Source organism: Altererythrobacter sp. TH136 (assembly GCF_007065885.1).
Classification (GTDB): Bacteria; Pseudomonadota; Alphaproteobacteria; order Sphingomonadales; family Sphingomonadaceae; genus Tsuneonella.
On the sequence record NZ_CP041409.1, the window covers coordinates 2274473 to 2296848 of the forward strand.

Consider the following 22376-nt stretch of genomic DNA (forward strand, 5'->3'; position numbering starts at 1 on the left):
GCCAAAGTTCCGCCGCAATTGCTATTCTTCAGTCCGGATCAGAACGGTCTCGCCGATCAGCGCGAACAGGACGAAAGGCGCCCACGCCGCGAGCAAGGGGGGATACCCGCCGAAATTGCCCATCGCGAGCGCGGCGTTGTCCACCACGAAGTACGCAAAGCCCAACGCCATCCCGATCGCTGCCCGGACCAGTACCTGACCCGACCGGGCCAGCCCGAACGCGGCCACCGCGCCAAGCAGCGGCATCAGGACCGATGACAGGGGGCCGGCAAGCTTGTGCCACCACTTGGCCTTCAGTTCGGCCGTGCGGCGGCCGGCGGCTTCGTAGTCGGCGATCGACTGGCGGAGCTGCCAGAACGACTGCGCGTCGGCATCGACACTACCGAGCGCGACCTGCTCCGGCGTGATCTGCGAAGCGACGACCTCGCTTGAGACCGCTTCGCTGCGCGCGCCCGCGACATCGAAGCGCTCCGCGTTCTCCAGTCGCCACCCGGGGTTGGCGTACACCGCCCGCGCGGCACGCACCTGATCGGCGATCGCCCCGGTTGGAGAACGGCGATACCAGGTGACTCCGGTCAATTCGGTGCCGGCGCCCGTGCCACTGACGCTGGCGGCCGTCAGGATATTGGTCCCGTCGGTGAGGTAGAGATTGGTTCTGGTGCCCGAATCCAGCGGCACTTTGCGAAACTCGTTGGCATCCCATGCCTTCAGGGTCGCGTTGGCGCGGGTCACCACGCGTTCGTTGAACGCGAAGCTGCCGACGCCCACGATCAGTGCGGTGAGCAACAGCGGCGCGAGGATCTGGTGCGCCGACAGCCCCGCGGCCTTCATCGAGATGACTTCGCTGTTCTGGTTGAGGCCCACCAGGGTGATGATGGTCGCCAGCAGAACCGAATACGGCAGGAACCGCGCCACCAACTGCGGCGCGCGCAAGGTGGCGTAGGTCCAGATTTCCGCTTGCCCGTTGCCCGGCACGGCCAGGATCTTGCCGGTGCTCGACAGCAGGTCGAGCATCAGCAGCACCAGCACCAGCATCACCAGCACCGCCAGGATGCGCACCACAAACAGCTTTGCGAGGTAAAGCGTCAACGTGCGCGAGGGAAAGAAATCGAGCTGCATCGGGATCTACTCGGCCGGCGCCGCGACCAGCGGCAGCGTTCGCCCGCGGCGGCGGAACAGCGCGCGCAATCGTTTGCCGAGCTTGGAGAACGCAGCCTCCAGGGCGCCGATCGCCTGCCCGCCCGGGACATAGGCGACCCGCCAGTACATCCACAGGATCAAGGCTGCGAACAGGGCAAAGGGCAACCACAGCGCCAGCGTGGGATCGAACCGGCCCAGCGTGGCCACGTCCTCTGCGTACTGATTGATCTTGTGATAGGAGACGACCATCACGATCGCCACGAACACCCCCAGCGCGCTGCTCGATCGCTTGGGCGGGACCGCCAGCGCCACCGCCAGCAGCGGCATCAGCAGCATCATCACCACTTCCACCAGGCGGAAGTTGAAGCTCGCCCGGCTGCCGTCACGCTGTTCTTCGGTGGTCTGCCGTTCTCCCCAGCCGATCCGCAGCAATTCGGGCAGGATATACTCGCGCTCGGCATCGCCGCGGCTGCGGAACTTGGCCACTGTGGGCAGGTCGATCGGCAGGTCGTGCCGGGTGAAGCTGAGCACCCGCGGGGTCGACCGGCCGCCCATGTCCTGCACGATCACCCCATCTGTCAGACGCAGGATGATCGTGTCGGGACTGTCGATTGTGGCGAGGAAAGAGCCTTCCTTGGCGGAGATCGACAGTACGTCGCCCTTGGTGCTGGAAACGCGCGCGAAGATGCCGATCAGCCGGCGCCCGTCGTCCTCGCTCCGCTCGATCCTGAGCGCCATGCGGTCCTTCAGGGTGGTGAATTCTCCCACCTTGATCGACGCGCCCAGCGCGCCCGAGCGCAATTCGTAGTCGAGCCGTTCGTACCAGTACCGGCTGACCGGCTGGACATAGAACACCAGCGCGATGTTCACCGCGATCAGCACTGCGGCGATGGCGTAGGGCACGCGCAGCAGCCGGGTATAGCCAAGCCCGACCGCGCGCATGATGTCCAGTTCGCTGGAGATGGCGAGCTTGCGGAACGCGAACAGGATTCCCAGCAGCAGGCCCAGCGGGATCGCCAGCGATGCGTATTCGGGCATCATCGTCGCCAGCATCTTGAACACGACGTCGACCGGGCCACCCTGGACGGCCACGAAATCGAGCAAACGCAGCATCTTGTCGAGCACCAGCAGCGACGCGGCGAGCGCGAACACGCCCAGCATCGGGATGATCGTCAGCCGTAGGATGTAGCGGTCAAGAGCGGGCAGGAAATTGAACAAGGGCGGGTGCGGTCTTCTTGGCTGGTGGCGCGTGTTAGCGGCAAATCCGCCGCCGGTCATGCCCCGTCAGGGTGTGTCAACGCGCCTGCACCGCGCGCAGGATGTCAGTTTCAGGCTTTCTCCAGCGTGCATTGGAGGGGATGCTGGTTCTGGCGCGCGAAGTCCATCACCTGGTTCACCTTCGTTTCGGCGACTTCATAGGGAAACACGCCGCACACGCCGACGCCCCGCTGGTGGACATGCAGCATCACCCGGGTAGCCTGTTCCATGTCCATCCGGAAAAACCGCTTCAGCACGATCACCACGAACTCCATCGGAGTGTAGTCGTCATTGAGCATCAGCACTTTGTACTGGCTGGGCTTCTTGGGCTTGGCACGGGTCTTGGTGGCGATACCGATCTGGTCGTCTGTGCCCTCGTCCTCGTCCCGCCCGGCGGAGCGGGTAGGGCTGGCGCAGGGGGGGAAGCGATCGGTCATCAGGCGCGCAATATCGTATCGAACGGGCTGGCTGCAAGATGGCGAGCGCGAGTTAGGGCTGCGCAAGCGACCGCGGACACGAAAAACGGGCCGGACGGCTCTCACCGTCCGGCCCGCTGATTGTTCGCCTGAAGCAATGCTTACGCGGCCACGTTCATCCGCTCGGCGGCCACGCTCATGCGGGTCGAGATCGGCGCGAACGCGTCGTTGACCAGCTTGACCGAAACTTCGGCGTTCCTGGAAGCGCGCGCGACCGCGGCGTCGAAGTTGCGGCGGGCGATCTCGCCCTGCAGCTTGAACAGCTCGGTCGGGCTCTTGACCGCGGCCATCGCCTTGAGGTCGGCGGTCAGGGTTTCGAAAGCGCCCTTGGCGGCTTCGATCTCATCGCGCGCCATGTCCTGCACGCCGGTGCCCACGATCTTGCCCGATTCCACGAGCGCTTCGACGTTGCCCTTGGTGAACTCGGTCATCTCGCCGGCATAGGTCTGCAGCCGGTCGTAAGCGGCCTTGGCACGCTCCTGCGCCTGGGCGGCGGTGTTCTTGATGCCCTGGGTGAACTCTGTCGTCTGGGTGGTGGTGGTTTCCATGATCTTGTCCTTCAATTGCGAGATGGTGGGGATCGCACGCTGGGGAGCGGCGATAGTGTCTTGCCCGGCCGGCGCGGCCTGTTCGGCACGGTCGGGCGTGGAAGTGACGGGGGCGTCGCTCTTGCGAGCGGCCTTCGCGGCGCTGAACTTGCGCCCTGACTTTCCGGTAGCCTTGGCCGGCGAAGTCTTCATGCCCGCAACCGCGAGGGCGATCTTGGACGTGTCAGTCGGGGAGACGTCGATTTTCGCGTCAGGCTTCGGCGCTTCCGCAGCTACGGCTTTGACGTTCTGACCCTGGTCATCGGCGGCATCGGCCATCGGATTTCGCTCCTATGTTGCACTGCACAAATAAGCAGTAGAAGAGCGAAGTCAAGGATTTTTGTGCGGTGCAGCATTTGCGTCTGCTGCCGGAGTCGGTCAGCTGGTTATCGGGTCATCACATAGCGACCGGGGGCATCCTCGACCACCGTGTCTCCCGCCGCGCCGGGTACGCGCTTGCCCTCGGCGGGCACCATCGTGCCGCCGCGGTTTTCGATCCAGGCGCGCCAGTGCGGCCACCAGCTGCCCTTGTGCTCCGTCGCGCCCGCGACGAAATCATCCAGCGAGGCGGCAGCGCTGTCGCCGGTCCAGTACTGGTACTTGCCCGCGTCAGGATGGTTGACGACGCCCGCGATGTGGCCGGACCCGGCCAGCACGAACGTGGTGTCGCCGCGCACATGGCGGGTCATCCGCCAGACGCTTTCAGCCGGAGCGATGTGGTCCTCGCGCCCCGCCTGAATATAGATCGGGGTTTCGATCCGGGTCAGATCGATCGGGGTGCCATCTGCTTCCAGCGCATCGGGCACCACCAGCTTGTTGCCGCGATAGAGGTCGCGCAGATAATCACCGTGCCATTTGGCGGGCAGGTTGGTGACGTCGCCGTTCCAGTGCAGCAGGTCGAACGCCGGGTAATCCTCGCCCAGCAGGTAGTTGTTGACCACGTAGTTCCAGATCAGGTCGCGCCCGCGCAGCAGGTTGAATGTCGCGGCCATGTATCGCCCGTCGAGATAGCCGTCCTTGGCGATGTTGCCGATCATCTCGAGCTGGCCATCGTCGATGAAATGCTTGAGCTCGCCCGCCTTCTCGAAATCGACCTGCGCGGTGAAGAAGGTGGCCGATGCGACCTTTCCGGCCTCGCCCCGCCGCGCCTGGATCGCGAGCACCGCCGCGAGCGTGGTCCCTGATACGCAGTACCCGATGGCATGGATGGCGGGCACGGCCAGCCGTTCACGGACAATGTCGATCGCCTCCATCTGGGCGCGGATGTAGTCGTCCCACACGACGTCCTTCATGCTCGCGTCGGCCGACTTCCAGCTGACGATGAATACGCTCAGTCCCTGATCTACCGCCCACTTGATGAAGCTTTTCTTCGGCGTCAGATCGAGGATGTAGAACCGGTTGATCCACGGCGGGAAGATCACCAGCGGGGTTTCGAGCACCTGATCGGTCGATGGGGAGTACTGGATCAGCTGATACAACGACCCCTCGTGCACCACCTTCCCCGGAGTGACGGCGATATTCTCGCCCAGCTTGAACGCATCGGGATCGGTATGCGTGAGCTGGCCACGCTCCAGATCCTGGATCAGGTGCCGCATCCCCTTTACCAGGTTCTCGCCCTTGCTCTCGATCGTGCGCTGGAGGACGACGGGGTTGGTGGCGAGGAAGTTGTCCGGGCTCATCGCCTCGACGAGCGCCTTGGTGGCGAAGGTCAACTGCTCCTTCTTTTCGGCGTCGATGCCCGGCGCCTGCTCGGCCGCCTTGGTCATGGTCTCGGCGACCATCAGGTAGGTCTGATGAAGCAGCGCGAACGCGGGATGGTTGCGCCACGCCGGATCGGCAAAGCGCTTGTCAGCGCGCGGCAGTTCAGGCTCGGCCGCGCCGGCGCTCATCGCACCGGCGGCGACGGTCTGCCACAGCTTCATGCCTTCTTCGGCCATGCTCTGCGTGGCGGCCAGGCCCTGCTGCGCAGCGGCTTGCCACCCCTGGCTCATCACCATGAACTGCATCGGGTCGAACGCATGGGCCGGATCGCCCGCCGCGCTGGCTTTGGCGGACACGAACTCCAGCCACATCGCCTGCAGCTTGCGCGCAGTATCCGACCACGCGCCGATCTCGGCCCAGTCGGTCATCACCTGCGGCGTACCACCGGGCATGAGCCCACCCCACACCTGGCGCATCGCGTCGCCCTGGCTGTTCCACAGCGCGGTGAACGGATCGGGGCTGCGGTCGTCGTCGGCCATTGATGCTCTCCGGGTGCGCTAGTTGTTTCACCAGCGTCGATATTCGCTTACAGCCAAACGCGCGGGTGCGCACCCCGCTCCAGCGATTGGGACCGATGACCGACGAATTCTACCGCATGAAGCGCCTGCCGCCCTACGTGATCGCCGAAGTCAATGGGATGCGCGCGGCCGCCCGCGCGAGCGGCAAGGACATCATCGACCTGGGCATGGGGAACCCCGATCTGCCGCCCCCGCCGCACGTCATCGAAAAGCTGGTTGAGGTCGCGCAAAAGCCCGATGCCCACGGCTATTCGCAATCCAAGGGCATCCCCGGTCTGCGCCGTGCGCAGGCGAACTATTATGGCCGCCGTTTCGGGGTGGACCTCGATCCGGAAACCGAGGTCGTCGTCACGATGGGTTCGAAGGAGGGGCTCGCCAGCCTCGCCACCGCGATCACCGCGCCGGGCGATGTCGTGCTGGCGCCCAATCCCAGCTACCCGATCCACACCTTCGGGTTCATCATCGCCGGGGCCACCATCCGCAGCGTGCCGACTACGCCGGACGAGGATTATTTTCGCAGCCTGGAAAAGGCGATGGCCTTCACTGTGCCGCGGCCAAGCATCCTGGTGGTGAACTATCCCTCCAACCCCACGGCCGAGACGGTGGACCTGGCGTTCTATGAGCGGCTGGTGGCGTGGGCGAAGGAGAACCGGGTGTGGGTCATCTCCGACCTCGCCTATTCCGAGCTTTATTATGACGGCAAGCCGACCGTCTCGATCCTGCAGGTGCCGGGCGCGAAGGACATCGCGGTCGAGTTCACCTCGCTCAGCAAGACGTATTCGATGGCCGGCTGGCGGATCGGCTTCGCGGTCGGCAACCAGCAGCTGATCGCGGCGATGACGCGGGTGAAAAGCTACCTCGATTACGGCGCGTTCACCCCGATCCAGGCGGCCGCCTGCGCGGCGCTCAACGGCCCGCAGGACATAGTCGAGAAGAACCGCGCGCTGTATCACAAGCGGCGCGACGTGCTGGTCGAGGTGTTCGGGCGCGCCGGATGGGACATCCCGCCGCCCGCCGCCAGCATGTTCGCCTGGGCACCGCTGCCACCGGCACTGGCGCACATGGGCAGCCTGGAGTTTTCGAAGCAGATGCTCACCCAGGCGCAAGTCGCGGTCGCGCCCGGCGTGGGCTACGGCGAGGACGGCGAGGGGTTCGTGCGCATCGCGCTGGTCGAGAACGAGCAGCGCCTGCGTCAGGCCGCGCGCAACGTGCGCCGCTGGTTCCAGTCGATGGGGGTGAACGCCAGCGCCGCCTGACGGCTTGGCACGGGCGGGGCGCTCCCCACATCGGGAGCGTGACCGATCAGCTTGCCTTGTTCAGCGATGCGCCAGCGCCCCCCGCCGTGCCGGGGCTGGTGCAGGTGCACGACGCGATCACGCCCCCACGCGAAGCTGAAATCTCCGCGCTGATCGACGCTGCGCCCCTGGCCCCGTTCCAGTTCGGCCAGTGGGAGGGGAAGCGCCTGACGGTGAATTACGGCTCGGCCTACGATTACCAGCGCGCCCGTCCAAGCGACGCGCCGCCGCTGCCGGACTGGCTGGTGGCGCTGCGCGACGAGCTCGCGCCGCAGGTCGCGCGCGATCCCCGGCAGTTCGTGCAGGGACTTCTCATTCGCTACGACCCTGGCGCCGGGATCGGCTGGCACCGCGACCGTCCGCAGTATGGCGAGGTGATCGGACTTTCGCTGGGGGCGCCGGTCACGCTGCGCCTGCGCCGGCGATTGCCGGGCGGCGGGTTCGAACGGGTCGGTGTGCCGCTTCCTCCGCGCTCGCTCTATCTGTTGAGCGGCGCGGTGCGCGAGCAGTGGGAGCACTCGATCGCGCCGACTGATGCCACCCGCCGCAGCGTAACCCTCCGGACGATGCGCTAGAACGCCACGCCGTACAGGTCGTGCGCGTCGGCATCCTCGATCCTGGCGTCGGCGAAGTCGCCGGGTTTGAGGTTCGGCGAGACGTTGCGCAGGAACACCTGCCCGTCGATCTCCGGCGCGTCGGCCTGGCTGCGGGCGGTGGCACCGATATCGCCGTCCTCGTCCGGCTCGCCGACCTCGTCGATGATCACCGGCAGCGTGCGGCCGACCTTGGCGGCGAGCTTGGCGGCGCTGATCCGCTCGGTGACTTCCATCAGCCGGGCGTAGCGTTCTTCCTTCACCTCGTCGGGCACGTGATCGGGCAGGGCGTTCGCCTGCGCCCCGGCGACGGGTTCGAACCGGAAACCGCCCACCCGGTCAAGTTGTGCTTCCTCGAGCCAGTCGAGCAGGTAGCGGAAGTCTTCCTCGGTCTCGCCGGGAAAGCCGACCACGAAGCTCGAGCGGATGGTGAGGTCGGGCGCGATCGCGCGCCATGACTTGATCCGCTCGAGCACGCGCGCCTCGTTCGCCGGGCGCTTCATCGCACGCAGCACCTTGGGCGCGGCGTGCTGGAACGGGATGTCGAGGTAGGGCGTCAGCAACCCTTCCGCCATCGGCGGAATGACCTGGTCGACGTGGGGGTAGGGGTACACGTAATGCAGCCGCACCCACGGCGTGGCGCCTTCCGGTGTGCGCAACTGCCCCAGTTCCCGCGCGAGGTCGGTCATGTGCGCGCGTACCTCGCGCCCCTTCCAGGTGCGGGTTTCGTGGCGGGTGTCGACTCCGTACGCCGAGGTGTCCTGGCTGATCACCAGCAGTTCGCGGGTGCCGGCGGCGACCAGCTTCTCCGCCTCGCGCAGCACCGCGTCGATCCGCCGGCTGGCGAGTTTTCCGCGCAGCGAGGGAATGATGCAGAACGCGCAGGAGTGATTGCAGCCTTCGGAAATCTTCAGGTAGCTGTAGTGGCGCGGGGTCAGCTTGATCCCGCCGTCGTCGGCGAACGCCTGCGGGATCAGGTCCACGTATGGGCCCTGGCTCGCCGGCGCCGCCTCGCGCACCGCGTCGATGACCGTTTCGTACTGATGCGCGCCAGTGACCGCGAGCACCTGGGGGAACCGCGCGCGGATCGCCTCCGCCTCCTCGCCCATGCAACCGGTAACGATCACGCGGCCGTTTTCCGCGATCGCTTCGCCGATTGCCTCCAGGCTTTCCTCCTTGGCCGAATCGAGGAACCCGCAGGTGTTCACCAGCACCACGTCGGCCCCCGCATAATCAGCGCTCATGGCATAGCCATCAGCACGCAGGGTCGTCAGGATACGCTCGCTGTCGACGAGGTTCTTGGGACAGCCGAGGCTGACCATCCCGACCTTCTTCTGGTCGGGGATCGCGGTTGCGGAAGATGCCATGACGGGCGCGCCCCTACACCTGTTGGCGGCTTTACGCTACAGCTTGCGGAACTAACAAATATAAGAGGATCGCGCGTGGGCCCCGTCAACTGGATCGCTGTGGTGGTGGCCGTGCTGGTCGCAGGCGGCCTCGCGCTGGTCTGGTTCGGTCCGCTGTTCGGGCGTGGCGGCGCCCGCCGATCCCTGGCGCCTAAGCCCCTGGCTGTAAAAGCCATGCTGTTCACCGATCTACTGCTCGTCATCACCGCGGCGATGCTGGGCCATATGTTCGCGCGGGTTGGCGCCGACACGCTCGCCGCCAAGCCATGGCTGTATTTCATGATGAGCGGCGGACTGGCGCTCGCCTTCGTTATCCCCGCGCTACTGACCAGTTTCGGCCTGACCCGGGTGCCCGTTCGCGTGACGATCATTCACGCCGGCTATTGGCTGGCGGCCTACCTCGCGATGGGGTTGGTGTTCTACTTGCTGGGCTGAGCGCTGATCGTGGGCCGGATCTCGACGATGACGTCGCCGGCCTGCAGCGTGCACGCCTCCCAAAAGCCCAGTTCCTGCTCTCCGCGATAGATACGCAGACCCCGCGCACCGTTCGTCAGGTCGTCGAGGCTGCGGCCGATCTCCTCCGGCTTCACCGGACGCTCGACCAGCTGGACGCGGCCGCCGACCGAGGCGAGGTCGGCCATGTAATCGGCGACGTGGCTCCCTTGCGCGCTGCCGGCCAGCAACAGCCCGGTAAAGCGCACCGGATTGATCACGTTGTCCGCGCCCGCCTGCCGGGCCAGCAGTTCGTTGTCTTCCGCCCGGACAACCACGCTGATCGGCACCTTGGGGGCAAGGTGACGCACGGTGAGCACGATCAGGATCGAGCTGTCGTCGCGCCCGGCGGACACCAGCACGGTGCGCGCCTCGGCCACCCGCACCGCCATCAGGTTTTCGTCGCGCGACGCATCGGCCGCCATGACGTTGCAGCCAAGCTCTTCCGCCTCGTGCAGCCGCTCCTCGCTGGAATCGAGGACCACGATGCAGCTGGGATCGGTGCCCCGCTCGATCAGTTCGCGCACGGCTTCCGAACCCGAGATGCCGAAGCCGATAACCACTACGTGATCGGTCAGACGTTCCTGAATGCGCTTCATGCGCCACTTCTCCCAACCGCGCTTGATGACGAAATCGTAGGCGGCGCCCACGAAGATGAACAGCACCGCGATCCGGATCGGGGTGACAATCACCGCCTCGATCAGCCGCGCCTTGTCGCTCACCGGGGCGATGTCGCCGAACCCGGTGGTGGTGATCGAGATCATCGTGAAATAGACCACGTCGAGCAGGCTGATGTGCCCGTCATGGTGGTCGATCAGCCCATCGCGGTCGAACCAGTGGATCGCGACCACCAGCGCGATCAGCCCGATCGCCAGCGCCAGGCGGATGAACGCGTCGGCCCAGATGGGCAGCCCCACCTTGCGGCGCAGCGGATGGAACCCGGGCTGAACCCGCTTGGGCCTTACCATGGCGGCGGCCCCATCAAGCGAACCGCTCACCCAGATCGCCCAGCGAGGCGTGGTGCGTCAGGTCGAGCTGAAGCGGGGTCACCGACACATACCCGTCGGAGATCGCCTCCAGATCGGTGCCGTGATCCAATGTGTGCTCGATCGCTTCCAGACCGAACCAGTAATAGGGATATCCGCGCGGATCGCGGCTTTCGACCACCGTGCCGCGCGAATAGTCGTGGAAGCCCTGCCGGACCGCCCGAATGCCCTTGATCTCGTCGGCGGGGAGGGCGGGGAAGTTGACGTTGACCAGCGTGCGCCGGGGCAGGGGCACGTCGAGCAGCGGCCCCAGCACCTTGGCACCCCACGCCAGCGCCGCATCGAACGGCACCGCATCGCCCATGCCTTCGCCGGCATAGACCTGGCTGAGCGCGATCGAGCGGATACCCGCCAGCGCACCTTCGATGGCTGCGGAAACGGTCCCCGAATAGGTAATGTCGTCGGCCAGGTTGGCGCCGCGATTGACGCCTGACAGGATCACGTCCGGGACGCCGTCCATCACCTTGCGCAGGCCCATCGTTACGGCGTCGGTCGGGGTGCCGCTGACCGAGAAGCGCCGCTCCTCGTGCTGGCGCATCCGGACCGGGCGGCTGAGGGTGAGGGAGTGGCCCGCGCCCGATTGCTCCTCGGCCGGGGCGCAGATCCAGATGTCGTCGGTGAACTGGCGCGCGATTTCCTCCAGCACCGCCAGACCGGGGGCGTAGATGCCGTCGTCGTTGGTGAGGAGGATTTTCATGCCGTCGGCACCAGCCGCTCGAGCCCGCCGGCCCATGGCTTCAGCGCTTCGGGCACGATCACCGATCCGTCCTCCTGCTGGTAGTTTTCCAGCACCGCCACCAGCGTGCGCCCAACCGCGAGACCGCTGCCGTTGAGCGTGTGGACGAATGCCGGCTTGCCGTTCTCCGCCCGATAGCGCGCGTTCATCCGCCGCGCCTGGAAATCGCCGCACCAGCTGATCGAGCTGATCTCGCGGTAGGCGCTTTGGCCCGGCAGCCACACTTCGAGGTCGTAGGTCCTTTTCGCTCCGAAACCCATGTCCCCGGCGCACAACAGCATCGTGCGGTACGGCAGCTCGAGCCGTTCCAGGATCGTCTGCGCCGACCGCAGCATGTGCTGGTGTTCGCCCTCGGCATCATCCGGCCGGCAGATCGAGACCAGCTCCACCTTGTCGAACTGGTGCTGGCGGATGTAGCCCCGGGTGTCGCGCCCCGCCGATCCCGCCTCGGAACGGAAGCAGGGGGTCAGCGCGGTGAGTCGCAGCGGCTGAGGCAGGTCGATGATTTGCTCGCGCACCGAATTGGTCAGGCTGACCTCGCTGGTCGGGATCAGCCAGCGGCCATCGGTTGTGGCGAACGAGTCCTCGGCAAATTTGGGCAGCTGGCCGGTGCCGAACATCGCCTCTTCGCGCACCAGCAGCGGCGTGGCGCACTCGATAAAGCCATGTTGCATCGTTTGTGCGTCGAGCATGAACTGCGCGAGCGCCCGTTGCAGCCGCGCCATCTGGCCCTTGAGGAACGTGAAGCGCGCGCCCGCGATGGCCGCGCCGGTTTCGAAATCGAGACCCAGAGCCGGGCCGAAATCGGCATGTTCCTGTGGCTGAAACGCGAAATTGCGCGGGCTGCCCCAGCAAGCGACCTCGACGTTGCCCGCCTCGTCTTCCCCTTCCGGCACGTCCTCGGCGGGCAGGTTGGGAATGCTGGCCAGCAGGTTGTCCTGCGCAGTGCCGGCGGCCCGTTCCTCGTCCTCCAGCGCAGGGAGCTCGGTCTTGATCGCCGCGACTTCGGCCTTGAGGGCTTCGGCCCCATCGTTGTCGCCGCGGCCCATCGCGGCCCCGATCGCCTTCGACGCTTCATTGCGCCTTGCGAGCAGATCCTGCGCCTTCGTCGCGGCCGCGCGCCGCCGCTCGTCGAACGCGAGAACCTCTTGCGCCGAAGCCGTGAAACCGCGCCGCGCGAGTGCGTCATCGAATGCTTGCGGGTCCTCGCGGATCAGGCGGATATCATGCATGGGCGCGGCCTATGCCCCAGCGCCGGACCCCGCGCAATGCGGGAACCAGCGGCCTTCGCGGCGGTAGAACAGCCACGCCAGGGTGGCGACAGGGACCTGACTTGAGCCAGCAAAAGACCGTCCAGCCGCCGCGGCGGACGAAGTTCATCGACATACTCGACGGCACCCTGCGCGCCGGACGCCGCGCGGGACTGGTTGCGCCGGCCGGTCTGAACAAGAGCGAGATGCTGGCGCGCGCTGTCGAGGACGTCGGCCACGAAGATTTCGGCGATCCGTGGTTCGAACGGCCGCTGGATGCCTTGCTGGACTCGATTCATGGGGAAGCGCGCCTCAACGCCGCTGGGGACTGGGCCGCCCGCCAGCAGTTTCACCACGTGCTGCGCGATCGCCTGCTGGCGCAAACGTGGTTCGAGCGGCATCCGGAAATACTCGCCCGCCCAATCCCGCACCCGGTGGTGATCGTCGGCCCTATGCGGTCAGGCACCACCCGCCTCCACCGCTTGCTCGCCGCCGACCGCCGGTTCGCCCATCTGCGCAGCTTCGAGACGATCAGCCCGGTCCCGCGTTTAGGGTTCGAAGAGGTGATGGCGGGGCGCAAGGCGGACTTCCGCCCTAAGCTCGCCAGCCGGATCATGAAAGTCGCGCGCCTTGCCAATCCGCGCACGCTGTCGATTCACCCGACCGGACCCTTCGAACCGGAAGAGGAGCTCGGCCTGCTGGTCGCCAGCATGTACGGGATGAAGCATGAAGCGCAGTGGACCGTGCCGAGCTATGGACGCTGGTGCGAGGGCGAGGACGCGACGCCAGCCTATCGCCACCTCGCCAATCTGCTCCGCCTCGTCGGCTGGTCACAGCAGGAAAGCAGCCTGCGCCCCTGGATCCTCAAGACCCCCCAGCACATGCTCGACTTGCCGGCACTGCTGAAGGTGTTCCCGGACGCTCGACTGATCTTCACCCATCGCGATCCGCGCGCGGTCGTCGGCAGCGCGGCGTCGCTCGCGTGGAACCAGACGATTATCTATTCCGATCACGCAGATCCGCGCACCGTCGGCCGCGAATGGTTGCGCAAGACCGGGCTGATGGTCGACCGCATGATGGAAGCGCGCCGGGCGATCCCGGCCGAGCGGATGATCGATGTCCAGTACGACGAGATGGACCGCGATTGGCGCGGAGCCATGGCGCGGGTCTATCGCTTTCTCGGGCTGGAAATGGACAGCGCGGTGACGGGGATGGAGCGCTACGTCGAACGCAGCCGCGCGCTGAAGCGCCGCCCTCATCGATACAGCCTGTCGCAATTCGGCCTCGGCGAGAACGAAGTGCTCGAACGGTTGGAGGACTACGTGCGGCGGTTAGATGTTCCGATGGAAGGCGCCGTCCCTCCGCCGCGCCGGCTGTTCGGACGCTAGGATCCCCGCAGCAGCGGCATCGTCAGACAGTGGACCCCGCCGCCGCAGGCGGTGAACTGGTCGAGATTGGTCTCCGTCACCGTGAACCCGGCGTCGCGCATCATCGCGCTCACCCGCGGAGTGCCGGCTCCGGCGATGATCCGCTGCCCGTCGATCGACACGACATTGCAACCGAGCAGCCGCGATTCCTTGTACGTGACCGGCAGGACCTTGATGCCGCGCCGGGCGACGGTTTCGAGAAATGCGTCGTCCAGCACCTCGGTGCAGCCGAGCGCCGTCGTGGGATTCAGCATCGAAAAGATCGTATCGAGGTGGAGGAAATGCTCGTCGAACCGGTAGAGCAGGACTTCCCACCCCTCGTGCCGGAAACGCGCGGCGAAGGCTTCCGCGCCCTCGTCATCGGTCCGGTTGCCCGATACCCCGACGATCAGAAGTCCCGGACGCGCGACACAGACATCGCCCCCTTCGATCGAACCGACGGTGACCTGCTCGACACGCGACTGGGTGTAGGTTTCGGCCCACGCCTTGAAGTGAGCCACTTCGACCGCGCGATGCTTCAGCGCAGGGTTAAGCGCCACCAGACCCCAGGGAGTGCTCACGCCTACATCCCGCGTGAAGCACAGGTCCGGCATCCCCGGGCGCGGGGGAAGCAGGTCCACGGCGGCGCCATTGGCTGCCAGAATCTCGCGCAAGCCGCGATGCTGGGCAAGCGCAACATGCGTGTCGGATTCAAAACCGTCGCGGATGCTCTCCTTGGTCACCGAACAGCACGGCACCGGCTTCAGGTGATTGGGCGCGCACACCAGAACGCGTTGCAACGCGTCGGTTTCACCGGACACTTCAAGGGAGGGGTTTTCGTGCGTGCGGCGCGCGAACAGGCGGCCGGCTTCCAATTCCAATTTCATGCAACGACAGCCTTTTAAACGGATTTTCGTTCCGCCGGCCCGTCAGTTCGCGCCAAGAAAAACCGCCGCCACCAGTTCGATGCGCTCGACATCGCGGTAAGATGGGTTTGCCAGTTCCTCCCCAAACACGTCCGGATCGAGGGTGCGGTAATTGAGCGCTCGCTGGTGAGCAGCGGCCAGTCCCTGCAGCTGGGTCTTGAGGCCGTCAGCCCCGTCGATGATCGCCGAGCCGGTATAGAGGATCATGGTCCCGCGCGCCGACAGCCGGGGTAGCGTATCGGCAACCATGTCCATCGCCACTTGCGCTCCGTGCAAATCCCCACCGTCACGATAGGCGCGGCTCGCACCGTCGATGATATAGGGTGGGTTGGCGACCGCGAGATCGATCGGAAGGTCGGGGTGCGGAATGCCGCTCGTTTCGATGAACTCGATTTGCGCTCCGGCGGCCTGGGCGTTCACCGCGGCAAACCGCAGCGCCTTGGGATTCACGTCGGTGGCGAGCACGCGCGCGGACGGGCACCCCTGGCGGATGACGATCGCGCCCACGCCGGCGCCGGTCCCGATGTCGAGCGCCGTCGTGACGCGCTGGCTGTCCAATCTGCCGAGTTCCTGTTCGATCAGGTTGGCGAACCGGTAGCTGTCGGGACCGAAGAACACGGCGTCTTCATGCACGGTGGGATAGGCTGAATGGACGATCAGATTGTCGCCCAGGCTCGAGACGCGAACGGTGGCCTTCAGCAGGTCGTTGGCGCCAACCTCCGCCAGCCCGCCGTCGATGACGATGCGGCAGAGCTCTGGCTCAAGCAGGTCGGGCCGGAAGGGCAGGCTCCACCCGAACACGTCGCGCAGATCGCCCGCCAGCGCCTTGTGCGGCCGCGCGATCACCCGCTGGTGCGTTGCCGGGGTGGGGCTGACGAAGGCGTAACCGCGCTGTTTGAGCGCTTCGAGCAACGCCAGCATCGGCTTGTCTCCCTGCGTCCGGCGAGGAGATGAAGGATCGGTCTGATGGATATCGAAGGGCACGCTGCAGCGAACGCGCCTGGCTTAACGCCGGTTCCGAGCGCTGGTCAGGCGCCGCCGACCGTAATGGTGGGCGCGACAGGGATTGAACCTGTGACCCCACCCGTGTGAAGGGTGTGCTCTACCGCTGAGCTACGCGCCCGTCCTGGCGAACTCCCAACCTGGTCGGGATGCGGACAGGGGCGCGCCTTTGCCACCCGGTTGGCTGCTTGGCAAGCGCCTAAGCCACCAGCGCGATCAACCGGGCGACCCAGCCAGACAGCGCCGCCTCATCTGCCCGCTGCACGGTTCCGGCGCACTCCAGGCAATACGCCTGCATTCCCTGTACCCTGGTCAGCCGATCGGCGTCCCCGGCCAGTTGTGCCAGCACCGACTGGCGGCGCGCGGTGAGGACGCCGAACACGTCGCTCGCGCCGGCGCTTCGCTCGCTTTCCCCGATCAACAGCTGGCGCAGCAGCGTGTCGCCGACGCCTCGCTGTTCACCCAGGTATTCGGCGTGCCAGTCGCCATCGCCCAGCTTGGCCTGCCCGGCCACCCACGCCAGCGCGTCCTGCAAGCCGCCGTGCTGATCGACGAGGCCGATCTGGCGCGCGGTGCCGCCGTCCCACACGCGGCCCTGGCCAACGGCATCAACCCGTTCGCGGGTCATCTTGCGCGATTGCGCAACCCGGGTGATGAAGTCGCCATAACCGTTCTCGATATAGCCCTGGAGTAGGGCGTCGACCTCTGGCGTGAAGCCTGACACCAGATCGGGCTGGCCCGACAACGGCGTCGTCTTCACTCCATCGGCGTTGAGACCCCAGCGCGCGGCGGCCCGTTCGAACGTTGGCACCACCGCGAAAATCCCGATCGAACCGGTGATCGTACTCGGCTCGGCGAAGATGCGCTGCGCCGGGGTCGACACCCAGTAGCCGCCACTGGCTGCGACGTTGGCCATCGACACGGCGACGGGAATCCCCTTCGCCTTGTGCCGCATGATGGCGCGCCGGATTGCCTCGCTCGCCATAACCGAGCCGCCGGGGGAATCGACCCGCACCACCAGGCCCTTAAGGTCATCGTCGAGCGCGTCGTCGAGCACCTGGGCGATTCGGTCGCCGCCCGCGGTCCCGGGGCCCGCTTCGCCATCGACGATGTTGCCCGCGATCGTGACGACCCCGATTGCGCCGCCCGCTTTTTCTAGCGGGTTGTCCGCCAGCCATGGATCGAGTTCGGTCCTGGCGTAAGCGCCGGGGCTGTCGTCCCACTTGTCTTCGCCCACGATCCGGGCGACGCGCTGGCCGAACGCGACCTTGTCGCCCAGTTGATCCACCAGACCGGCCTTTTTCGCCGCGGTCGCCGGATCGAATCCCGCCGACTGCAGCCAGCCCACCGGATCAGCGGTGATCGCTGCAACCTGCGCCTTGGGCCGCGCCTTGGCGACGTTTGCCTGCCATTCGCTCCACAATGCCCCGTAAAGCTGGGCGTAATTCTCGCGCGCCGGCTCGGACATTTCATTCAGGTAGTAGGGTTCGACCGCGCTCTTGTAGGTACCCACCTTGTAGATCCGGGCGTTGACATCGAGGTTGCGGAGCAGCTCACCGTAATACAGGCGGTTGCCGCCCGGCCCGGTAATCACCGCTCCGCCGAGCGGGTCGACCCAGACCTCGCTGGCGTGGCTCGCCAGCATGACCCCGCTGTCGGTATAGGCGACGGCCCAGGTCAGCACCGGCTTCCTCGCCGCGCGCACCCGGTCGAGCGCAGCGCCCACGTCCTCGATATGCACCTGGCCCCCGCCGACAAAACGCGACAGGTCGAGCACGACCGCCTTGATCCGGTCATCGGTGGCGGCGGCGTCGAGCGCGTGTACCAGGTCCTGCACATCGTACTCGCCGGCGGGCACCTGGCCCGAGAGCAGCGTGCTGACGAGGTCGGGCTGGCTCTTTTCTTCCACGATAATGCCATCGAGATCGATCAGCAGCGCCCCGTCGCGCACCGCCGCGGGGCTGGGGCGGGCAGTGAGCACCGCATAGAGCGCGAAGAAGAACAGCAGCAGGAACAGCAAGCTGAGGCCATCCTTGACGGCGACGATCAGGTGCCAGACCTTGCGGGCAAAGGACATGTAAGGGGAGTTCCCGTTAAAGCGTTGCCGGCGATCTAGGGGCTTGCACCGGCGAGCGCCACCCGAATGCACTTGACCGGCCTATGGCGCTCGACCAAGGGCATGGCTTCAATGACATCGGCGGCATTTTCAGGTGGAGCGGGCGCATCGCCCGGACGCTATCCGGCGGGCGCACGTGCATTCCCGCACCGCGACCTGCTGGCGATCGCCCAGCTTGAGCGGCACGAGATCCTCTATCTGCTCGATGAGGCGGAGCAGTGGGTGCAGCTCAATCGCAGCGCGGCCAAGCGCAGCGATTTGCTGGCCGGCCTGACGGTGATCAACGCTTTTTTCGAGAACTCCACCCGCACACTGTTGAGCTTCGAGATCGCCGGCAAGCGGCTGGGCGCCGACGTGGTCAACATGCACGCCGCGCAATCGAGCGTGAAGAAGGGCGAAACGCTGATCGACACCGCGATCACGCTGAACGCGATGCGGCCCGATGCGATCGTCATCCGCCACGGCAGCAGCGGCGCGACGGCGCTGATCGCCGACAAGGTCGATTGCCCGGTGCTCAACGCCGGCGACGGGCAGCACGAGCATCCGACGCAAGCCTTGCTGGATGCGCTGGCGCTGCGCCATGCCTTGCGGGCGCGGGGTGAAACGGCCGACGACTTCACTGGCATGACGGTCACGATCTGCGGCGACCTGCTTCACAGCCGTGTCGCGCGGTCCAACATCTTGTGCCTGCAGGCGATGGGCGCCAGCGTCCGGGTGTGCGCGCCGCCATCCCTGTTGCCGAGCCAGATCGAGGCGATGGGCGTCACTGCCTTCACCGACTTCGACCGCGCACTGGAAGGCGCGGACGTGGCGATGATGCTGCGCTTGCAGACCGAGCGGATGAGCGGGCAGTTCGTCCCCTCGGCGCGCGAGTACCACCACCTTTACGGCTTGACGCACCAGCGGCTCGCGCGCGCCGCGCCGAATGCGCTGGTCATGCACCCCGGGCCGATGAACCGCGGGGTGGAGATCGACAGCGAGGTGGCCGATTTGCTCGACAGGTCCCTCATCACCGCGCAGGTCGAAATGGGCGTGGCGATCCGCATGGCTTGCCTGGAGGTGCTGACCCGGCGCCGCCGCGAAGTGGCGGGCTGGGAATGAGGCAGGCGGGCCCTCTGGCGATCGTTGGCGGCCGGCTGGTGCTGCCCGACGGTATTCGCGAGGGCGCGCTGCGGCTCGCAAGCGGGCGCATCGCCGGGTTCGACGAGCCGTGTGACGGCGACGAAGTGATCGACGCAAAGGGGCTGCTCATCGCACCGGGACTGGTTGATCTGGGGGTGTTCGCGGTCGACAAGCCCGCCTTCCGCTTCGGCGGGATCACCCGCGCCGGGTTGATGCCCGACCAGCACCCGCCGCTCGACTATCCGGCGCGGGTCAACTTTATCGCCAAGAGCGGGAAGCCCGATCTGTGGGTCCACCCGCTGGCAGCCGCGACGGTGGGTCTGGCCGGGCACGAACTGGCCGAGATCGCGCTGATGCGGGAAGCCGGCGCGCGCGCGGTCGCCACGGGTCGCAAGTGGATCGGCGATTCAGGCGTGATGCTGCGGTTGCTGCAGTACGCCGCCATGCTGGACCTGGTGGTGGTGGTCCATGCAGAGGATGCGGGCCTTGCGGGGGATGCGGCGGCCACCGCGGGCGAGATGGCGACCCGTCTTGGCCTGCCCGGCGCGCCTGCCGAGGCGGAGGCGCTCGCCGTCGCCCGCGATATCGCGCTGGCGGAACTCAGCGGAGCGCGGGTGCACTTCCGCCAGGTGACGACCCGCGCGGCGCTGGCGCTGGTGCGCTCAGCCAAGGCGCGGGGCGTTGCAGTGACCGCGGGGATCACCTCGGCGCACTTCGTGCTGTCCGACCTGGCGACGATGAACTTCCGCACATTCGCGCGGCTGTCGCCGCCGCTGCGGAACGAGGATGATCGCCTGGCGGTACGCGAAGCCCTGGCGGACGGCACGATCGACGTGATTGCCAGCGGGCACGATCCACGCGGCCCGGAAGACAAACGTCTACCCTTCGCCGATGCCGCTCCTGGCATGGCAGGGGCCGAAACGCTGCTCGCCATGACGCTTACGCTGGTGAGGGACGGAGTCATCGACTTGGCCCGCGCGTTCGATCTTCTCGCGGGCGCCCCGGCTCGCCTGTTGGGCGTCGAGGCAGGCGAACTGCGCGAAGGATTCGAGGCGGACGTGGCGCTGATCGATCCCGAACGGCCATGGGTGATCGACAGCCGCGAAATGGCAGCGACCGCTGGCAATACCCCATTCGATCGCCAACCGACCCAGGGGCGGGTGGTGGCGCTCTACAAGGGTGGCTTGGCTCTCTAAAGAAAAGGCCCCTCCCGCGGGTGCGGGAGAGGCCTTCGCTCGGTGGCTTGTGAAACGGGTTAGCGGCGCGCCATGCGCACCCCGGTATTGACCGCGCCCGGCAGCGGCCGGCCCTCGGCCCAGGCGATGCACTGTTCGCCCTTGCCGCGCACCGTCGAGCAGACAGAGCTTGCCTGAGCCCGCTGGAGGCCGCCGGCGCTGACCCGGTAGTAGGTCTTACCGCGCACCACCGCCTTAGTGATCACCATGTCGAAGGCGGAGAGCTGCGGGAACCGCTTGGCGTAAATGGCCCATGCGCGCTGGGCACTGGCTTCGGAAGAGAAGGAGCCGAGCTGCACGAGATGGTCGCCGGACTGACTGGCGGCGACGGTCCGGTTCGCGGCTTTGCGGACCGGCTTGGCCGAAGCGACGCGGGTCGGAGCCTGCTGGATCACCGGCTGGGCGACAAATTCCGCAGCGGAAGCGATCATCTGTGCAGGTGTCGCGCCACTGGGCGCTTGCGCGGCGAACGCGGTGTCGAAGTCTGCCGAGGGCACGGGTGTAGGCGCGGGCGCAGGAGCAGCCACTGCCACCTGCATCGCCACCGGGGCAGGCTGGGCGGCTGGTGCATAGCTGCCGACTGGCGGCAATTCGCCACCGGCAAAGGCGACTTCCTGCGCTGGCGCGGGTTCGGTCACCGGGGCGGCGACGGCTGCTGCCTCGGCCACCAGCTGGCCGTGGCTCGGGTGATTGGCGAGCGCCAGTTGCACCGGCTGGCCGGCGTCAGCCACCGCCCGCGTGCCCAGCAGGGCCGCCACGCGGTTGGTCGACTGGTCGGGCGTCGAAAGCGCCGCCCACTGGGTAAGTCGCGCGCCGAGTTGGTCGGCGGGCACATCTTCTGCCGCCATGATCCGGGCGCCGGCCCAATCGCCGCCCAGGGCGAGCGCATAGGCCAGGTTCTGGCGCACCTTGGGCGTGTTGTCTCCGCTGCGCAGGGCATTCGACAGCACGAACGCACCCTGCTGCGGTTCACCGGCGAGGGCGAGCGCCAGGCCCAGGTCCGCCGCGGCGATATCGTCGCCATAATCGCTGAGGACGCGCAACGCGGCTGCCCGGTCGCCCGCCGCCACCGACGCCAGCGCGAAGCCCAACACTGTGCGCGGGCTGGTATCACCCAGCGTCATCGCGTCGTCGAAGCTGGTGCGCGCGGCCAGGAAGCGGCCCGCATCCATGTACGCCGCGCCCAGCATCGTGCGATAGCTTGCGTTGCGCGGGTCGGCCAGCACGGCGGCTTCCGCATTAGTGATCGCCGAGCCGCTGTCGCCCCGCGTCATGGCGACCTCTGCCTTGCTCGCCGACAAGTCGGCACGCGGCGCGACATTGGTGGCGCAGCCTGCCAGCGCGGTGGAAGCGAGCGCTGTACCGGCGGCCAGCGCCAGCATGCGAGAGGTGCGGTTCGTGCGGGTGATCATGGTATCTTCCCCTGTGGTCGCGTTCAGCGCCGCTGAACTTGCGCGGCGAGCGTATCGAGTTCGGGCATGTCAGCGAGCAGCGCGTCGAGCGCGTCGGTCACCAGCGCCTGTGCGCTCACGCCCTTGATGGTGGTGGCAAGCCGCAGCTTCAGATGGCGGTGCGGATCGAGACGCAGCGTAAACGCGGCCCGGCCGGTCCGCTGTTGCACCGAACGCCGTTTGGTCGGTGCCGGCGCGGGGGCCATGTCCGGTGCCGGTGCATCGAGACGCTCGGCGAGCTGTTCCTGCTGGCGAACCACGGCCGGCAGCGGAGCCTCGGTGTCCGTTTCTTCGACCATGCGCGGCATCGGGGTGAGCTGATACACCTCCGCGCCGGTCGCGACGGCAGGCTCGTGCTCGCCCATGTCGTTCCAGCCGAGATCCTCGAGCTGGTCGGGCGCAGGTGCCGTCATGGGTTCGGCTGCCGTCATCGCGGCGAGCGCCGCATGCTGCGGACGCATGGCCGGCTTCGCGCCGCCCTTGCGAGCGAGCAGCGACGGGCTGAGCGAGGCGAAGGTGACTTCGGCCATCTGCGATTCGGCCTTTCTCTCGTGCCTGCGC

General features: G+C 66.9%; 20 protein-coding genes and 1 tRNA gene. 6 read left to right on the top strand and 15 right to left on the bottom strand.

Features of this window, described 5'->3' with window-relative positions; genetic code table 11:
* Nucleotides 1-21: 21 nt before the first annotated feature.
* The 5 genes from lptG to phaC all read right to left on the bottom strand — a co-directional run bounded on the left by lptG (nucleotide 22) and on the right by phaC (nucleotide 5700).
* Nucleotides 22-1119, bottom strand: a complete 1098-nt coding sequence (gene lptG, locus C0V74_RS11040; protein ID WP_143251795.1) for an LPS export ABC transporter permease LptG — start codon at nucleotides 1117-1119, stop codon at nucleotides 22-24.
* A 6-nt stretch (nucleotides 1120-1125) separates the two neighbouring features.
* Nucleotides 1126-2358, bottom strand: coding sequence for an LptF/LptG family permease (locus tag C0V74_RS11045; protein ID WP_246844851.1), 1233 nt, complete (start codon nucleotides 2356-2358; stop codon nucleotides 1126-1128).
* A 110-nt stretch (nucleotides 2359-2468) separates the two neighbouring features.
* Complete coding sequence (clpS, locus tag C0V74_RS11050; protein ID WP_246844853.1) at nucleotides 2469-2834, bottom strand: ATP-dependent Clp protease adapter ClpS; 366 nt, start codon at nucleotides 2832-2834, stop codon at nucleotides 2469-2471.
* A gap of 140 nt (nucleotides 2835-2974) precedes the next feature.
* A complete protein-coding gene (locus C0V74_RS11055; RefSeq protein WP_143251797.1) occupies nucleotides 2975-3739 on the bottom strand; it encodes a phasin family protein in 765 nt (254 codons plus the stop codon).
* A 107-nt stretch (nucleotides 3740-3846) separates the two neighbouring features.
* A complete protein-coding gene (phaC, locus tag C0V74_RS11060) occupies nucleotides 3847-5700 on the bottom strand; it encodes a class I poly(R)-hydroxyalkanoic acid synthase (RefSeq protein ID WP_143251798.1) in 1854 nt (617 codons plus the stop codon).
* A 95-nt stretch (nucleotides 5701-5795) separates the two neighbouring features.
* Here phaC and C0V74_RS11065 point away from each other — a divergent pair, with 95 nt between their 5' ends.
* Together C0V74_RS11065 and C0V74_RS11070 are read left to right on the top strand one after the other, a co-directional pair.
* Entirely contained in the window at nucleotides 5796-6995 is a 1200-nt protein-coding gene (locus C0V74_RS11065) for an LL-diaminopimelate aminotransferase (protein WP_131621871.1), read from the top strand.
* 38 nt (nucleotides 6996-7033) lie between these two features.
* Complete coding sequence (locus C0V74_RS11070) at nucleotides 7034-7609, top strand: alpha-ketoglutarate-dependent dioxygenase AlkB (RefSeq protein WP_143251799.1); 576 nt, start codon at nucleotides 7034-7036, stop codon at nucleotides 7607-7609.
* Here the strand turns inward: C0V74_RS11070 and rimO are convergent.
* On the bottom strand, nucleotides 7606-8994 hold the full coding sequence (gene rimO, locus C0V74_RS11075) for a 30S ribosomal protein S12 methylthiotransferase RimO (RefSeq protein ID WP_143251800.1): 1389 nt from the start codon (nucleotides 8992-8994) through the stop codon (nucleotides 7606-7608). The two genes, C0V74_RS11070 and rimO, sit on opposite strands and share 4 nt — an antisense overlap.
* Before the next feature lie 75 nt (nucleotides 8995-9069).
* Here rimO and C0V74_RS11080 point away from each other — a divergent pair, with 75 nt between their 5' ends.
* Nucleotides 9070-9468: a DUF1761 domain-containing protein gene (locus C0V74_RS11080; RefSeq protein ID WP_210413412.1), complete on the top strand. Its 399-nt coding sequence runs from the start codon at nucleotides 9070-9072 to the stop codon at nucleotides 9466-9468.
* Here the strand turns inward: C0V74_RS11080 and C0V74_RS11085 are convergent.
* The 3 genes from C0V74_RS11085 to serS are packed head-to-tail and all read right to left on the bottom strand — an operon-like array spanning nucleotide 9453 to nucleotide 12539.
* Entirely contained in the window at nucleotides 9453-10493 is a 1041-nt protein-coding gene (locus C0V74_RS11085; protein ID WP_143252281.1) for a potassium channel family protein, read from the bottom strand. The genes C0V74_RS11080 and C0V74_RS11085 overlap by 16 nt on opposite strands.
* A 13-nt stretch (nucleotides 10494-10506) precedes the next feature.
* Nucleotides 10507-11268, bottom strand: coding sequence for a 5'/3'-nucleotidase SurE (surE, locus tag C0V74_RS11090; RefSeq protein ID WP_131621967.1), 762 nt, complete (start codon nucleotides 11266-11268; stop codon nucleotides 10507-10509).
* A complete protein-coding gene (serS, locus tag C0V74_RS11095) occupies nucleotides 11265-12539 on the bottom strand; it encodes a serine--tRNA ligase (protein ID WP_143251801.1) in 1275 nt (424 codons plus the stop codon). Before serS ends, surE begins: the two co-directional genes overlap by 4 nt.
* 101 nt (nucleotides 12540-12640) lie before the next feature.
* Here serS and C0V74_RS11100 point away from each other — a divergent pair, with 101 nt between their 5' ends.
* Complete coding sequence (locus C0V74_RS11100; RefSeq protein WP_246844855.1) at nucleotides 12641-13945, top strand: sulfotransferase; 1305 nt, start codon at nucleotides 12641-12643, stop codon at nucleotides 13943-13945.
* On the opposite strand, the gene C0V74_RS11105 is transcribed toward C0V74_RS11100, so the two are convergent.
* The 4 genes from C0V74_RS11105 to sppA form a co-directional block, all read right to left on the bottom strand.
* Nucleotides 13942-14850: an arginine deiminase family protein gene (locus C0V74_RS11105; RefSeq protein WP_143251803.1), complete on the bottom strand. Its 909-nt coding sequence runs from the start codon at nucleotides 14848-14850 to the stop codon at nucleotides 13942-13944. The genes C0V74_RS11100 and C0V74_RS11105 overlap by 4 nt on opposite strands.
* 42 nt (nucleotides 14851-14892) lie before the next feature.
* On the bottom strand, nucleotides 14893-15810 hold the full coding sequence (locus C0V74_RS11110) for a methyltransferase (RefSeq protein ID WP_143251804.1): 918 nt from the start codon (nucleotides 15808-15810) through the stop codon (nucleotides 14893-14895).
* A gap of 127 nt (nucleotides 15811-15937) precedes the next feature.
* Nucleotides 15938-16012 (bottom strand) — tRNA-Val (locus tag C0V74_RS11115).
* A 78-nt stretch (nucleotides 16013-16090) separates the two neighbouring features.
* Nucleotides 16091-17968 carry a signal peptide peptidase SppA gene (gene sppA / locus C0V74_RS11120; RefSeq protein ID WP_143251805.1) on the bottom strand — a complete coding sequence of 626 codons (1878 nt, stop codon included), beginning with the start codon at nucleotides 17966-17968 and terminating at the stop codon, nucleotides 16091-16093.
* Between the two features lie 102 nt (nucleotides 17969-18070).
* Here sppA and C0V74_RS11125 point away from each other — a divergent pair, with 102 nt between their 5' ends.
* Both C0V74_RS11125 and C0V74_RS11130 read left to right on the top strand, forming a co-directional pair.
* A complete protein-coding gene (locus C0V74_RS11125) occupies nucleotides 18071-19108 on the top strand; it encodes an aspartate carbamoyltransferase catalytic subunit (protein ID WP_210413480.1) in 1038 nt (345 codons plus the stop codon).
* The gene (locus tag C0V74_RS11130; RefSeq protein ID WP_143251806.1) at nucleotides 19105-20325 is read left to right on the top strand and encodes a dihydroorotase; all 1221 of its coding nucleotides are present in this window, start codon (nucleotides 19105-19107) and stop codon (nucleotides 20323-20325) included. Before C0V74_RS11125 ends, C0V74_RS11130 begins: the two co-directional genes overlap by 4 nt.
* 59 nt (nucleotides 20326-20384) lie before the next feature.
* Here C0V74_RS11130 and C0V74_RS11135 read toward each other — a convergent pair whose 3' ends face one another.
* Together C0V74_RS11135 and C0V74_RS11140 are read right to left on the bottom strand one after the other, a co-directional pair.
* On the bottom strand, nucleotides 20385-21776 hold the full coding sequence (locus C0V74_RS11135; RefSeq protein WP_143251807.1) for an SPOR domain-containing protein: 1392 nt from the start codon (nucleotides 21774-21776) through the stop codon (nucleotides 20385-20387).
* Nucleotides 21777-21799: 23 nt separating this feature from the next.
* Nucleotides 21800-22345: a hypothetical protein gene (locus C0V74_RS11140; protein ID WP_143251808.1), complete on the bottom strand. Its 546-nt coding sequence runs from the start codon at nucleotides 22343-22345 to the stop codon at nucleotides 21800-21802.
* Nucleotides 22346-22376: the final 31 nt, after the last annotated feature.

What these genes read in the sequence shown, in the direction of transcription:
- lptG (WP_143251795.1), bottom strand. Translation starts at nt 1,119, where the DNA reads ATGCAGCTCGATTTCTTTCCCTCGCGCACGTTGACGCTTTACCTCGCA.
- clpS (WP_246844853.1), bottom strand. Translation starts at nt 2,834, where the DNA reads ATGACCGATCGCTTCCCCCCCTGCGCCAGCCCTACCCGCTCCGCCGGG.
- C0V74_RS11055 (WP_143251797.1), bottom strand. Translation starts at nt 3,739, where the DNA reads ATGGCCGATGCCGCCGATGACCAGGGTCAGAACGTCAAAGCCGTAGCT.
- phaC (WP_143251798.1), bottom strand. Translation starts at nt 5,700, where the DNA reads ATGGCCGACGACGACCGCAGCCCCGATCCGTTCACCGCGCTGTGGAAC.
- C0V74_RS11065 (WP_131621871.1), top strand. Translation starts at nt 5,796, where the DNA reads ATGACCGACGAATTCTACCGCATGAAGCGCCTGCCGCCCTACGTGATC.
- rimO (WP_143251800.1), bottom strand. Translation starts at nt 8,994, where the DNA reads ATGGCATCTTCCGCAACCGCGATCCCCGACCAGAAGAAGGTCGGGATG.
- C0V74_RS11085 (WP_143252281.1), bottom strand. Translation starts at nt 10,493, where the DNA reads ATGGTAAGGCCCAAGCGGGTTCAGCCCGGGTTCCATCCGCTGCGCCGC.
- surE (WP_131621967.1), bottom strand. Translation starts at nt 11,268, where the DNA reads ATGAAAATCCTCCTCACCAACGACGACGGCATCTACGCCCCCGGTCTG.
- serS (WP_143251801.1), bottom strand. Translation starts at nt 12,539, where the DNA reads ATGCATGATATCCGCCTGATCCGCGAGGACCCGCAAGCATTCGATGAC.
- C0V74_RS11105 (WP_143251803.1), bottom strand. Translation starts at nt 14,850, where the DNA reads ATGAAATTGGAATTGGAAGCCGGCCGCCTGTTCGCGCGCCGCACGCAC.
- C0V74_RS11110 (WP_143251804.1), bottom strand. Translation starts at nt 15,810, where the DNA reads ATGCTGGCGTTGCTCGAAGCGCTCAAACAGCGCGGTTACGCCTTCGTC.
- sppA (WP_143251805.1), bottom strand. Translation starts at nt 17,968, where the DNA reads ATGTCCTTTGCCCGCAAGGTCTGGCACCTGATCGTCGCCGTCAAGGAT.
- C0V74_RS11125 (WP_210413480.1), top strand. Translation starts at nt 18,071, where the DNA reads ATGGCTTCAATGACATCGGCGGCATTTTCAGGTGGAGCGGGCGCATCG.
- C0V74_RS11130 (WP_143251806.1), top strand. Translation starts at nt 19,105, where the DNA reads ATGAGGCAGGCGGGCCCTCTGGCGATCGTTGGCGGCCGGCTGGTGCTG.
- C0V74_RS11135 (WP_143251807.1), bottom strand. Translation starts at nt 21,776, where the DNA reads ATGATCACCCGCACGAACCGCACCTCTCGCATGCTGGCGCTGGCCGCC.
- C0V74_RS11140 (WP_143251808.1), bottom strand. Translation starts at nt 22,345, where the DNA reads ATGGCCGAAGTCACCTTCGCCTCGCTCAGCCCGTCGCTGCTCGCTCGC.